This window comes from Microbacterium sp. Marseille-Q6965 (assembly GCF_946151065.1).
GTDB lineage: Bacteria > Actinomycetota > Actinomycetes > Actinomycetales > Microbacteriaceae > Microbacterium.
Genome location: NZ_CAMGZA010000001.1, coordinates 66772 through 79744, shown reverse-complemented (window position 1 = coordinate 79744; position 12973 = coordinate 66772). Strand labels below are relative to the sequence as shown.

Genomic DNA, 12973 nt, shown 5'->3' with positions numbered 1-12973 from the left:
ATTGACGAGCGGCCGTCCACGCCGCCCACGTTAGGACGGCGGCATTCGCCGACGGGAGGGCTTGCACCCGAGGAGGGGCGTGTGCAGCAGCTCGCGGCCACCCGGCCCGGTCGATAGCGTGGGGAGAGCGAGCTCCTCGACCGAGACGGAGGCGACCATGGCGGGAGGCATGCGACGGGCGGCGGCCGCCCTCGGCCGCGACATCGTCGATCAGCCGCGCCTGCTGCTCGCCGCCAAAGCGGCCGTCGCCGCCTCCCTCGCCTGGTACCTCGCCCCGCTCATCCCATTCGCGGCGAACGAGTACTCCTATTACGCCCCTCTCGGCGCACTCGTCAGCATGTATCCCACGCTGGCACGGTCCGCCCGCGCGGGGCTTCTCACACTCGTGGGGCTGGCGCTGGGCATCGCGGTCGGCATCTGCGGCCTTGTCATCGTCTGGGCGGGCATCGCGGGGGTCGTCGCGGTCGCGCTCGTCGTGGGGCTCGGAGTGGCGCTCGGGGGCATCCGGGCACTGGGTGCCGGGCGCGAGTGGATCGCGATGGCCGGGCTCTTCACGCTGCTGCTCGGCGGGCGGAGCCTGGAGGAGTTCTCGGTGTCGTACATCGTCACGATGGCGTTCGGCGTCGTCGTCGGCATCGCGGTGAACCTGCTGCTGTTTCCTCCCCTGTACGTGCGCCGCGCAAGTGACCGCCTCTCCGTGCTCCGCTCGACGGCGTCCGCGCAGCTGCGGAAGATCGCCGAGGCGGTGGAGTCGGGCTCCTCCTCCCCCGACGAGGTCGAGGTCGGGCTGCGCGGCTTGAACGAGACCGCCGCCGCGGTCGCCGAAGAGGTACGCGAGGCCGACGAGAGCCGCAGAGCCAACCCGCGCGCGAGGGGTCGCGCGCACGAACAGGAGCAGAACCTTCGGCGCCTGCGTGCGCTCGAGCGCACGACGGCGGCCACCCGGGAGCTCGCCGAGACGCTCGTGGGTCCCGATGCTGCGGATCTGCCGAGCAGCGATGACGTGCGCGCGCGCCTGACCGAAGCCATCACCCGCGCGGCCGATCTCGTCGATGCGGCGCCGGACGACTCCTCGGGCGCGGAGCTCCTCGACGCCGCGCAGGAGGCGGTGAGGCGCTACCGCGAGGCGGTGGACGCCCACAACGCGCCGCACCCTTCCTCGGCCGACTATCTCCTGGCCGCGGCGCTCTACCTGCAGCGGATCGTCAACGCCTCGCGCGTCTTCGTCTGATCTCGGCGCCGCTGGCACCGACGCGCTCTCCTACTTGGTCGCGCCGTCGCCGGTGTCCACCGTCGGGGCGTCGGGCGCGTCCTTCGCGGGACCGACGCCGGTCGGCACGGGCGCCTCGGGGTGATGCAGGTCGAACGCCGGGCGCTCGCTGCGGATGCGCGGGATCGACGTGAAGTTGTGGCGCGGCGGCGGGCAGCTCGTCGCCCATTCGAGCGAGGCCCCATAGCCCCACGGGTCGTCCACCGTGATCTTCGGCGCCTTACGGGCCGTGATCCACACGTTGAGGAAGAACGGGATCATCGACGCGCCCAGCAGAAGCGCGCCGACCGTCGACAGCTGGTTCATCCACGTGAACTGATCCTGTTCCGCGTAGTCGGCGTAGCGACGCGGCATGCCGTCGACGCCGAGCCAGTGGTGGATGAGGAAGGTCATGTGGAAGCCGATGAACAGCATCCAGAAGTGCACGTACCCGAGGCGCTCGTTGAGCATCCGCCCGGTGAACTTGGGCCACCAGAAGTAGAAGCCGGCGAACATCGCGAACACCACGGTGCCGAAGACCACGTAGTGGAAGTGCGCCACGACGAAGTACGAGTCGTGCACGTGGAAGTCCAGCGGCGGCGAGGCCAGGATGATCCCCGTCAGGCCGCCGAAGACGAACGAGATGAGGAAGCCGAGCGCGAACACCATCGGGGTCTCGAACGTCACCGAGCCGCGCCACATCGTGCCGATCCAGTTGAAGATCTTCACGCCCGTGGGCACCGCGATGAGCATCGTCATGAGGGAGAAGAAGGGCAGCAGCACCGCGCCGGTCGTGAACATGTGGTGGGCCCAGACCGATACCGAGTATGCCGCGATGGCGATCGTGGCGTACACGAGCGATTTGTAGCCGAAGATCGGCTTGCGGCTGAACACGGGGAAGATCTCCGAGACGATGCCGAAGAAGGGCAACGCGATCACGTAGACCTCGGGGTGGCCGAAGAACCAGAACAGGTGCTGCCACAGCAGCACGCCCCCGTTGGCCGGGTCGTAGATGTGAGAGCCGAGGATGCGGTCGGCCGCAGCCCCGAACAGTGCCGCGGCGAGGACGGGGAAGGCGATCAGCACAAGGATTCCGGTGATGAGCGTGTTCCACGTGAAGATCGGCATGCGCCACATCGTCATGCCGGGGGCGCGCATCGTGATGATCGTCGTGATGAAGTTCACCGCACCGAAGATCGTGCCGAAGCCCGAGATGCCCAGGCCCAGCATCCACAGGTCGCCCCCGACGCCGGGTGTGAAGGTCTCGTTGGAGAGCGGGTGATACGCCGTCCACCCGAACGACGCGGCACCCTGGGGCGTGAGGAATCCCGAGACGGCGATGCACGAACCGAAGAAGAACAACCAGAAGGAGAAGGCGTTCAGCCGCGGGAACGCCACATCCGGGGCGCCGATCTGCAGGGGCATGATGACGTTGGCGAACCCCGCGAACAGGGGCGTGGCGAACATCAGCAGCATGATCGTGCCGTGCATGGTGAACAGCTGGTTGTACTGCTCCTTGGTCGGCATGATCTGCATGCCCGGCGCGAACAGCTCGGCGCGGATCACGAGGGCGAGCACTCCCCCGAGCAGGAAGAAGAGCAGCGACGCGATCAGGTACATGTACCCGATCGTCTTGTGGTCGGTGGAAGTCACCCAGCGGACGACGATGTTGCCCTTCTGCTCCACCCGCGACGCCGCGAGCAGGGCGGCTTGTCGGGGCGGTAGCGTGGGCGGCGGCGTCGGGGACGACTGCGTGCGGGACTCCGTCGTGCTCATTCAGGCACTCCCTGCTCGAACCGACATGACGCTCCGGCAACGGGGCGCGTCAGGGCAACCCGACACTATGCGCGGGCGCACTCCGTGCCCACGGGCTTGCGCGCCGTCACGACCGGCGGTATACGCACCAGACGCGATTCATCAGACGGGAGTGTCCACCTCGGCGGAAGGGTCCCCGCGCCGAAGGGCGCGGCGCCGCCGCGCTCTGTCGAGCAGGGTCATCGCGGGTGTCGCCGCGATGCCGTGAACCAGCACCGACCCGATCACCACCAGGGAAGCGATCGCCCAGAGACGGTCGGCCTGCGCGAAGTCGCCGTTCTCGAGGGCGTAGGCGATGTAGAAGAGCGAACCCACTCCGCGCACCCCGAAGAAGGCGATCGCCCCGCGCTCCCGCGGCCCCGTCTTGCCCGGCGTCAACGCCACCCATCCGGCGAGGGGCCGGAGGATGAGCAGCAACCCCGCCGCGAAGACGATGTCCAGCGGCGTGAGCGCGTCGAAGAGTCCGCGCGCCACGGCGCCGCCGAGCAGGAGGAGGACCGCGACGGTGAGCAGACGCTCGACCTGTTCCACGAACGTGTGCAACACGGAATGCAGACCGTGGGCGTGCTCCCCGGCGCGGATCGTACAGGCACAGATGAAAACGGCGACGAACCCGTATCCCTCAGCGAGCTCCGCAGCGCCGTACGCAGGGTCGGGCAGGTCGGGAAAGAGCGCAAAAGCAGCCATGCCGGCCCCCGACGAACACCATCGGCATGGACACCGGCACTCTGCCGAGCAGGCGCGGCAGGAACGCCGCGAACAGCGTCGCGACGCTCGCCGCGACGTACAGCAGCGCAACCGGGTCCGGCCACATTCGCTTCGTCCTCTCGAGGGGCCGTCATCGGCGCATGAGTCAGCTCCGGCGCCCGCGCCACAGCCGACGCCACACCCGCCAGCCGCCCTCGACGGTGTTCGACGGCGGGTCCGGCACGTGAAGCGTGCCGTCATGCGGCGGCTGCGGGGACCGGCGGATGCCGACGAGTTCCATGTACCGCGCCGTGAAGGCGTCGACGACGCCCGGCAACACCCGCCGGATCGGCACCATCACCCCCTGAGCGCGCCCGACGACCCTGTTGCGGCGTGGACGCCGCGAGAGCCGGACGATCGCCCTGGCCACGCGCTCCGGTGCGACGACCGGAGGAAGCGGCCGGATCTTCCGGCCCGTGTGATTGGCGGCGTGCTGGTGGATCGGCGTGTCGATCGTCGCCGGCATCACGGTGCAGACGTCGACCTGGCCCCGCAGCTCGAGCCGCAGCCCCTTGGCGAACCCGGCGATGCCGTGCTTGCTCGTGACGTACGGGACGACATACGGCGCGGCGAGCTCGGAGAAGACCGAGCCGACGAGGATCATCACGCCGCGACGGCGGCGAAGGACGGGAATCGCGAGCCGGGCCGCCTCCATCGTGCCGATCAGGTTGACGTCGAGGATGCGGCGCACCATGTGTGCGGGCGATTCCTCGAAGCGCGAGAATCCGTACACGGAGGACGCCGATACCCAGACATCGATGCCGCCGTACGCCCTTTCGGTCGCTGCGATCATGTCAGCCACCGCGTCCGCGTCCGTGATGTCGAGCGGTGCGGTCGTCACCCGGGCCGCTCCGCGGGCCCGGCACTCCCCCGCCACGTCGTCCAGGCTCGACGAGCTGCGCGCCGCGAGGACGAGCCGGGCGCCGCGGCGCGCGAACGCGTGCGCCGCGGCGCGGCCGATACCGCTCGATGCCCCCATGACGACGACCACGCTGTCGCGGCCGATGCTGTGCCTTCGCATGAGCTCAGCCCCTGCGCCCCGCCCCCTCGTACGCCCGCGCCTGGGTGCCCTCGTCGGCCACGCGCACCCCGAAGCGGTACGCCAGCTCGCCGCCCAGGAACCCGGACGCACCGACGATCAGGAACGCGATGACGCTGACGACGAAGCCCCATACGCTGGGCTCCTCGGGCTCGCCGAGCCGGATCAGCAGGCTGACCAGGAACAACACCATCGCCGCGGTGTTCAGCGCGAGGTGCGCGAGGCCGGTGCGACGGGCCTTCGTCCCGGCGGCGAGGTTCGACAGGTCGAGCAGACCGAACACGGCCGCCAGGACCGCCCCGACCAGGCCGATGCCGATGAGCCACGTCGCGCCCACGGCGAACGACTCGTCGTCGGTGACGAGCGCGAGGATGTCGAAGACGATGCTGGCCGTCCATGCGCCGATCGGGATCGTGATGAGCATGGCATGGAACGGGTGGCCATAGGGCCCCGCGAGCGGGGTGCGCGGGTGCTTGGCCCGGTGGAGGGCCGAGTCGTGGCGAGTGGTGGACGTGTCGTTCATCGGAAGGATCCCTTCGTCTGGACCGGTGGCACGAGGGTAGCGAGGGCGAACGGCGCGACGCGTGGCCTTGCGCGCGGCGCCTCGACGCACTAGCGCGCACCCGAGGCCCGTGCGCGTGACGATCCCCGGCCCGCCTTACCGCGCTCGAGGGGGCGTGACAAGCGCTTGCGGGACGGGTGAGCCGCGGCGCTACCGTGTGGACCTGCCCGACCGCTGAGGAGGTTCATGCTCGATCCCTGGCTGTACTTCGCCATCGTCCTCGCCGTGTGGATCGTCGGGGCGGTGGCCGTCACGGCGCTCATCGCGCTCGCAATCCGGTTCTTCTCGCGACGCCGGGAGTGGCCGCGGCTGCTCATCACACGCGCCCGCATGCCGTTCCGCATTCTGCTCATGATCGTCGCCGTCTGGATGGCCTTCACCCTCGCCTTCCCTGAGCCCTCCGGTCGGGGACTTGTGAACCAGGTGATGAGCATTCTCACGATCATCGCGGCGGCGTGGTGGCTCGGCGCGCTCGTGATGTTCGGCACCGATGTGCTGTTGGGTCGCTACCGCATCGACGTGCCCGACAATCGGGTGGCCCGCCGCATCCGCACGCAGACGCTCATCCTCCGACGGCTCGCGGTCGCCGTCATCATCGTGATCGCCATCGGCGCCGTCCTGCTGACGTTCCCGGCCGTGCGCGTCGTCGGCACGAGCCTGCTCGCCTCGGCGGGAATCCTCTCGGTGATCGCCGGCCTGGCGGCGCAGTCGGTGCTCGCGAACATGTTCGCCGGCATCCAACTGGTCTTCAGCGATGCGCTGCGCGTCGATGACGTGGTGGTCGTGGAAGGCGAGTGGGGCAAGGTCGGCGAGATCACCCTGAGCTACGTCGTCCTGGACCTGTGGGACGACCGCCGCTTGGTGCTGCCGTGCACCTACTTCACGACGACGCCCTTCCAGAACTGGACGCGGCGCGGGTCGGAGCTGCTGGGCTCGGTCGAGCTCGATGTCGACTGGCGCGTCTCGCTGCCCGGTATGAGGGCGCACCTGGAAAGGGTTTTGGCCGACACGCCCCTGTGGGACGGGCGGGCCTCCGTGTTGCAGGTGACCGAGGCAACGGGGGGCCTCGTGCGGGTGCGGATCCTCGTCACGGCGCGCGACGCCCCGACGCTGTTCGACCTGCGCTGCATCGTCCGCGAGGCGATGGTCACCTGGGTGCAGGAGAACGACCCCAACGGCCTGCCGGTGCAGCGGGTGATGATGACGACCACGGCGCCCCCCGCCGCGGTGGAGCCCACCGCGGACGGGGGCGCGGCGAGCGCGCTGTTCAGCGGCAGCGATGCGGCCGAGGAGCGCGCCAGCCTGTTCACGCAGTCGGTTCCGATCGTGGACCGCGACCCCGGCGCACGTCGCACCTGAGCCCCGTGCCGGTGGTGGCGATCCCCGCCGCGGCTCAGGTGATGCCGTGGCGCTGCAGCCACAGCTCGAGCACCGCGAGCTGCCACAGCACGTTCCCGTTCACGGGGGTGAAGCGGGCGTTCGGCTCGCGCAGCAGCGTGTCGACGTAGTCCCGGCGGAACAGCCCGCGGCGACGACTCTCGGGTGATGTCAGGGTCTCGGTCACGAGGCCCAGCACCGCACCCTCCAGATGCCGCAGCACCGGCACGGGGAAGTACCCCTTCGGGCGATCGACGACCTGTGTGGGCAGGAGCCGGCGCCCCAACTGTTTCAGCAGGCCCTTGCCCCCGCCCCGCACCTTGAGCTCCGGCGGGCACGACGCGGCGAGCGCGACGAAGTCCTGGTCCAGGAAGGGCACGCGCGCCTCCAACCCGAAGGCCATGCTCATGCTGTCCACCCTCTTCACCGGGTCGTCCGGCATCAGCAGGTGCGTGTCGAGGCGCAGCACGGCATCGACGGGCGTATCGGCGCCGGGCTCGGTGAGCCGTTGCGCGAGCAGCTCTCGGCTCACGTCGCGGTCGCAGAGCCAGTCGGGCTCGAGCACGGCGACCATCTCGGCATGAGCGCGATCGGCGAACGCCGAGCTGAAGCCGTCCACGACCTCCTCCGCCGCCGCCGCCGCGTTGCGGTGGTAGGCGTACCCGGCGAAGACCTCATCGGCGCCCTGGCCCGTCTGGACGACCTTCACGTGCTCGGCGACGACCCGGGACAGCAGATAGAAGGCCGGCACGTCCTGGGTCCCCATCGGTTCGGTCATCGCGTCGACGGTTCGCGGCACCACATCGGCCATGTCGGCGTCGGCCACCCGGAGGCGGTGGTGGTCGGTACCGAAGCGGTCGGCGACGGCGTCCGAGTACACGAACTCGTCCCCCTCACCCCCCTCTCCGCTTTCGAAGCCGATGCTGAACGTCGGGATCCGCTCCCGGCCCGCCTCCGCGAGCAGGGCGACGATCAGGCTCGAGTCGAGTCCCCCCGAGAGCAGCACGCCCACCGGGACATCGGAGACGAGGCGGCGCCGCACCGCCGTGGACAACGATTCGTGCACCGCCTGCAGCCAGTCCTCCTGCGACCACCCCGAGCGCTCGTCGCTGCGGGCGTAGTCCGGTCGCCAGTAGGTGCGGTCCGTCGAGGTGCCCGACGCGTCGATGACGCGCACCGTGGCGGGCGGCAGCTTCCGTACGCCGGACAGGATGGTGCGCGGCGCCGGGACGATGGAGTGCCAGCTGAGGAAGTGGTGCAGCGCCACCGGGTCGATGCCGGTATCGACGTCTCCGCCGGCGAGCAGCGCCGGCAGTGTGGAGGCGAAGCGGAGGCGAGTGCGCGTCTTCGACAGGTAGAGCGGCTTGATGCCGAGCCGGTCTCGTGCGAGCACCACCCGTCGCCGCACGGGATCGACGATCACGAAGGCGAACATGCCCACGAAGTGCGCAACGCACTCCGTCCCCCACCGCTTGTACGCCGCGAGCACCACTTCGGTGTCGCTGTGCGAGTGGAACCGGTGCGCGTTCGACAGCTCGGCGCGCAACTGCTCGTGGTTGTAGATGCAGCCGTTAAAGACCAACACCAGGCCCGAGTCGTCGTCCGTCATCGGCTGCGCCGCGGCGTCGCTGAGGTCGATGATGCGAAGCCGGCGATGGCCGAGTGCCGCCCAGCCGTCGCTCCACATCCCCTCCCCATCGGGGCCGCGATCGGCCATGCACGCGGTCATCGCCCGAACCGCTGAGACGTCCGCGCGGTCGCCGTCGAACCGGATCTCGCCCGCTATGCCGCACATGGTCCTCAGCCCTCCTCCATCCGCCCACTCTCGTCGTCCGCTCGGTGCGCGGCGCCCCCTTGACAAGCTCCCCGCCGCTCGCGGCGCTATATGCGCCAGGCGCGGAACGCAACCCGGTGCGGAATCGGCCGGCGTGTGCCGATACTGAACCATGCGAACTTTCGGGGTGGAGGAGGAGCTGCTGCTGGTCGACGGGGAGACCGGGTCACCTCTCCCCCTCGCGGCGCAGGTGCTCGCCCTTCACGAAGCCGGTGACGGCGGCGGCATCGGCATGGAAGCCGAGATGCAGCAGGAGATGATCGAGGTCATCACCTCGCCGCACTCCTCGCTGGACTCTCTCACCGAGCAGATCCGCGCCGGCCGCCGATATGCCGACGCACGGGCGGCGTTGGTTGGCGCGCGAACCGCCGCCGTGGCGACGTCCCCGCTGACGGCTCACCCGCACGCGACGCGGAAGCCGCGGTACGCGAAGATGATGCGCCGCTACGGCGTGCTCGCGCGCGAGTGCCTCGCGTTCGGAATGCACACGCACGTGTCGATCTCCTCACGTGAGGAGGGCGTGGCCGTCCTGGACCGCATCCGTGACTGGCTGCCGGTCCTGATCGCGCTGGGCGCGAACTCGCCGTTCGCGGATGGTGAGGACACCGGGCACGCGAGCCACCGCGCCATCGCCTGGCGCGAATGGCCGTGCGCCGGGCCCATCGACGTCTTCGGGTCGGTCGAGGCGTACGACGCGTTCGAAGAGCAGCTGCTGGCGTCCGGGGTGATCCTCGACAGCGGCATGCTGTACTTCGACGCGCGCCTCTCGCACAACCACCCGACCGTCGAAGTCCGGGTCTCCGACACGTGTCTGCGCGCCGAGGACGCCGCGGGGATCGCGGCCCTGACCCGTGGGCTGGTCGACACGGCCGCGGCGGAGTGGCGGGCCGGCACACCGCCCACCGCGGCGCCCACGGCGCTGCTGCGGCTGGCCACATGGAAGGCCGCCCTGTGCGGCGTGCGGGAGCAGCTGGTGCATCCGGTCTCGGGCCGCTCGGAGCCCGCGCGGGCCGTCGTCGACGCTCTCGTGGATCATGTGCGGGCGTCTCTGACACGATCCGGGGATCTGGGCGCCGTCGAGGCGTTCGTCGAACGGGTCTTCCGGGACGGCACCGGAGCCGACCTGCAGCGCCGCTTCCTGCGGGAGACGGGCGAGCTCTCGGCGGTCGTGCGGCGGACGGTCGAGCTGACGCACCAGCAGGACAGGCCCGTCCCTACCCCCGCCTAGAGCCCCTGCTCGGGCGGCGCCCTCTCGCGTGCCCGGGCGTCGGCGCGGGGAGCGCGGTTGAATGGGGACATGAGCTACGCCGCGCACGAGACCACCTCGGAGTACACGGCGCGTCGCATCCGGATCGAGACGAACGCGCACTTCGACGCGTTCGTGTCCGCCTTCGAGAGCGCGGTGCCCGCGCTGCCGGAGGCGGAGGCCGCAGCGCGCGTGGCGGAGGACGGCGATTGGGCCGCGTTCGTGCGGGGCGTCCAGTGGGAGTCTCCCAGCGGCTTCGTGAGCGTGTGGAGCTCACGCCCCGACCGAATCATGCAATCCGCCGGCAGCGATGCCCGCAGCGCGGTGTGGCTGATCGTCCATCACGGCGTCGCGGCGCGCATGTTCCGCCACGACGCCGGCACCACGCTCTACTCCCCCATCCGCGTCGAGGCTCACACCGGTCGGGAGCCGGGCACCGTGCTGGGTGTCGAGGTGCCGAGCGCACCCCTGGCCTCGTACGGCATCAACAAGGTGGCGCAGGCCGGTGCCGAGCTCGACCGCGCCCTCGGCGACCTGCTCGAGGACCTCGGGCTCCCTCGGCCCACGGCCCTGCGCCGCTGACCTGCTACCACACCCGTGACCTCGATGTCAGCGGGCGGGACGCGACTAGGGCGCGCGCACGCTGCCGTTGTAGGGTCCGGGATGTGACGGGCGGAGGAGATGACGCATGACGAGGCCGCTTCCCTTTGACGTCGCGCCATGGAGCATCGGCCTCAGCGGCCTGAGCCTGTCGGCGCTCGCGCACCGCGAGTCGGTGTTCGCGCTCGGCAATGGCCACCTGGGCTGGCGGGGCAACCTGGACGAGGGTGAACCGCACAGCTCCCCCGGCAGCTATCTCAACGGGTTCTTCGAGCGGCACCCGATGCCGTATGCCGAGGGCGGGTACGGCTACCCCGATTCCGGGGAAAGCGTGGTGAACATCCCTGACGGAAAGATCCTGCGACTGCTCGTGGATGATGAACCATTCGACGTGCGGCGTGGACGCCTGACCCGCCACGAGCAGCACCTGGATTTCCGCGCCGGCACGCTGCACCGGGAGGTCACGTGGACCTCCCCCACCGGGCGGACGATCGAGATGACGTCCACGCGCCTCGTCTCGTTGACGCACCGCGCTGTCGCTGCGGTGCGATACGAGGTGCGCGCCGTCGACGGTCCCGTGACCGTGACCGTCCAGTCGGAACTCGTCGCGAACGAACCGCTGACCGAGGTGCATCACGACCCGCGCGTGAAGGAGGCGCTCACCGATCCGCTCGAGAGCCTCGGGCACTTCCTGCTCGGGACGGCCGCGACGCTCGTGCACGTCACCCGCGGGAGCGGTCTGGGGGTCGCCGTGGCCATGGACCACGCGATCCACAGCACGGGCTCGCACGCCCCCACGGTGACCACCGAAACCTCACCGCATCTCGCGCGCACGACCGTGCGCGCGCAGCTTGATCCCGGCGAGCGGATCGAGATCGTCAAGTTCGTGGGCCACGAGTGGTCCGCGTCGCCGTCCACCGCGGCGCTCCGCGACCGCGCGGAGGCTGCGGTCGTCGAGGCGTCCGAGGCCGGGTGGGAGGGGCTCGCCGCGGGTCAGCGCGAGCGGCTGGACGAGTACTGGGCGTGCAACGACGTGGTCGTGGAGGGAGAGCCGCGTCTGCAGCAGGCCGTGCGCTTCGCCCTCTTCCACGTGTTTCAGGCCGCCGCCCGCGCAGAGCTGCGTTCGGTCCCCGGGAAGGGCCTCACCGGGACGGGCTACCAGGGTCACACCTTCTGGGACTCCGAGATGTTCGTGCTGCCCCTGCTTACCGACACCGCGCCGGAGAGCGCGGAGCAGGCGCTGCGCTGGCGCCACGCGACGCTCGATCACGCCCGCGAACGCGCGACGCAGCTCGGGCTGCGCGGCGCGGTTTTCCCGTGGCGCACCATCAGTGGCCGAGAGAGCTCCGGTTACTGGCCGGCCAGCATGATCGCGTTCCATCTCAACGCGGACATCGCCGCCGCCGTGATGCGATACCTCCGAGTGACCGGGGACGAGGTCTTCGAACGCGAGGCCGGGGTGGAGATCCTCGTCGAGACGGCGCGGATGTGGGTGTCGCTGGGCAGGTGGGACGACGCCGGGCGATTCCACATCGACGGGGTCACCGGGCCGGATGAGTACTCCGCCATGGTCAACGACAACGTCTACACGAACCTGCTGGCGAGGGCGAACCTCGAGGGCGCCGCCGCCGCGGCGCGTCGCCACCGGGACGTCGCCGAGGCGCTGAACGTGACCGACGAGGAGATCGGCAGCTGGACGGTGACCGCGGCCGCCATCGCGATCCCGTTCGATGAGGAGCGCGGCGTGCACCCGCAGTCGGCGGGATTCACCGAGCGAGAGCGCTGGAGCTTCGAGGCCACCACGCCGGAGCAGTACCCGCTCCAGGAGCACTTCCCGTACTTCGACCTCTACCGCAAGCAGGTCGTGAAACAGGCCGACCTCGTGCTGGCCCTGTATGTGGCACACGAGGCCTTCACCGCCGAGGAGAAGGCGCGCGCCTTCGCCTACTACGAGCCGCTGACCGTGCGCGACTCCTCGCTCTCCGCGGGGATCCAGGCCGTCGTCGCCGCGGAGACGGGGCATCTCGAGCTCGCCGCTGACTACCTCGCCGAGGCCGCCACCCTCGACCTGGACGATCTCCAGGGCGATACGGCGGATGGTCTTCACATCGCATCGCTGGCCAGCCTCTGGACGGCCATCACGGCCGGGTTCGGGGGCATGCGCCACGGCTCCGAGGGGCTGCGCTTCGCGCCGCGCCTGCCACCCCAGCTGACGCGTCTCGCCTTCGGCATTCGCGTCGCGGGAGGCACCCTGCACCTCGACATCCGGCCGGATTCGACGCAGTACCGGCTGAGCGCCGGGCCCGCGTTCGCCGTGCAGCACTTCGACGAGCAGCTCGTGCTCCAGCCCGGTGTTCCGACGACCGCGCCGACGCCGCCGGCGATCGCCCCGGGGCCCCGGCCGACGCAGCCTCCCGGACGCCGCCCGCGCGCCTTCGACGCGGCTTTCGCCGACTGACCGCACCCGCCGGCACCCCTCCGATCCATCGCCGGATCCGGCCACG

At 70.4% G+C, this 12973-nt stretch carries 10 protein-coding genes; 5 read left to right on the top strand and 5 right to left on the bottom strand.

Translation table 11 applies throughout. The annotated features are described in order from the left end of the window. Window positions 1-157: 157 nt before the first annotated feature. Window positions 158-1231, top strand: a complete 1074-nt coding sequence (locus N8N77_RS00395) for an FUSC family protein (RefSeq protein ID WP_261163816.1) — start codon at window positions 158-160, stop codon at window positions 1229-1231. Between the two features lie 30 nt (window positions 1232-1261). On the opposite strand, the gene ctaD is transcribed toward N8N77_RS00395, so the two are convergent. The 4 genes from ctaD to N8N77_RS00375 all read right to left on the bottom strand — a co-directional run bounded on the left by ctaD (window position 1262) and on the right by N8N77_RS00375 (window position 5373). After that, window positions 1262-3025, bottom strand: coding sequence for a cytochrome c oxidase subunit I (gene ctaD, locus N8N77_RS00390; RefSeq protein WP_261163815.1), 1764 nt, complete (start codon window positions 3023-3025; stop codon window positions 1262-1264). 141 nt (window positions 3026-3166) lie between these two features. Beyond that, window positions 3167-3751: a cation:proton antiporter gene (locus N8N77_RS00385; protein ID WP_261163814.1), complete on the bottom strand. Its 585-nt coding sequence runs from the start codon at window positions 3749-3751 to the stop codon at window positions 3167-3169. Between the two features lie 166 nt (window positions 3752-3917). After that, window positions 3918-4832 (bottom strand): SDR family NAD(P)-dependent oxidoreductase, encoded by a 915-nt coding sequence (locus tag N8N77_RS00380; protein WP_261163813.1) that lies wholly within the window; start codon window positions 4830-4832, stop codon window positions 3918-3920. Window positions 4833-4836: 4 nt separating this feature from the next. Next, window positions 4837-5373 carry a DUF2231 domain-containing protein gene (locus N8N77_RS00375; RefSeq protein ID WP_261163812.1) on the bottom strand — a complete coding sequence of 179 codons (537 nt, stop codon included), beginning with the start codon at window positions 5371-5373 and terminating at the stop codon, window positions 4837-4839. 225 nt (window positions 5374-5598) lie between these two features. On the opposite strand from N8N77_RS00375, the gene N8N77_RS00370 reads away from it, so the two are divergent. After that, the gene (locus tag N8N77_RS00370; protein ID WP_261163811.1) at window positions 5599-6771 is read left to right on the top strand and encodes a mechanosensitive ion channel family protein; all 1173 of its coding nucleotides are present in this window, start codon (window positions 5599-5601) and stop codon (window positions 6769-6771) included. A 34-nt stretch (window positions 6772-6805) separates the two neighbouring features. Here N8N77_RS00370 and N8N77_RS00365 read toward each other — a convergent pair whose 3' ends face one another. Further along, on the bottom strand, window positions 6806-8584 hold the full coding sequence (locus N8N77_RS00365; protein WP_261163810.1) for an N-acetylglutaminylglutamine amidotransferase: 1779 nt from the start codon (window positions 8582-8584) through the stop codon (window positions 6806-6808). A gap of 151 nt (window positions 8585-8735) precedes the next feature. Between N8N77_RS00365 and N8N77_RS00360 the strand changes: the two genes are divergently transcribed. From N8N77_RS00360 to N8N77_RS00350, 3 genes are all read left to right on the top strand, one after another. Beyond that, window positions 8736-9851 (top strand): glutamate--cysteine ligase, encoded by a 1116-nt coding sequence (locus tag N8N77_RS00360; protein ID WP_261163809.1) that lies wholly within the window; start codon window positions 8736-8738, stop codon window positions 9849-9851. Window positions 9852-9920: 69 nt separating this feature from the next. Next, a complete protein-coding gene (locus N8N77_RS00355; RefSeq protein WP_261163808.1) occupies window positions 9921-10451 on the top strand; it encodes a hypothetical protein in 531 nt (176 codons plus the stop codon). A 106-nt stretch (window positions 10452-10557) separates the two neighbouring features. After that, window positions 10558-12927 (top strand): glycoside hydrolase family 65 protein, encoded by a 2370-nt coding sequence (locus N8N77_RS00350; RefSeq protein WP_261163807.1) that lies wholly within the window; start codon window positions 10558-10560, stop codon window positions 12925-12927. The last annotated feature ends 46 nt before the right edge of the window (window positions 12928-12973 follow it).

Bases quoted from the DNA above. Each gene is read 5' to 3' on its own strand.
- N8N77_RS00350 (WP_261163807.1), top strand. From the start codon at position 10,558: ATGACGAGGCCGCTTCCCTTTGACGTCGCGCCATGGAGCATCGGCCTC.
- N8N77_RS00375 (WP_261163812.1), bottom strand. From the start codon at position 5,373: ATGAACGACACGTCCACCACTCGCCACGACTCGGCCCTCCACCGGGCC.
- N8N77_RS00385 (WP_261163814.1), bottom strand. From the start codon at position 3,751: ATGGCTGCTTTTGCGCTCTTTCCCGACCTGCCCGACCCTGCGTACGGC.
- N8N77_RS00370 (WP_261163811.1), top strand. From the start codon at position 5,599: ATGCTCGATCCCTGGCTGTACTTCGCCATCGTCCTCGCCGTGTGGATC.
- N8N77_RS00365 (WP_261163810.1), bottom strand. From the start codon at position 8,584: ATGTGCGGCATAGCGGGCGAGATCCGGTTCGACGGCGACCGCGCGGAC.
- N8N77_RS00355 (WP_261163808.1), top strand. From the start codon at position 9,921: ATGAGCTACGCCGCGCACGAGACCACCTCGGAGTACACGGCGCGTCGC.
- ctaD (WP_261163815.1), bottom strand. From the start codon at position 3,025: ATGAGCACGACGGAGTCCCGCACGCAGTCGTCCCCGACGCCGCCGCCC.
- N8N77_RS00360 (WP_261163809.1), top strand. From the start codon at position 8,736: ATGCGAACTTTCGGGGTGGAGGAGGAGCTGCTGCTGGTCGACGGGGAG.
- N8N77_RS00395 (WP_261163816.1), top strand. From the start codon at position 158: ATGGCGGGAGGCATGCGACGGGCGGCGGCCGCCCTCGGCCGCGACATC.
- N8N77_RS00380 (WP_261163813.1), bottom strand. From the start codon at position 4,832: ATGCGAAGGCACAGCATCGGCCGCGACAGCGTGGTCGTCGTCATGGGG.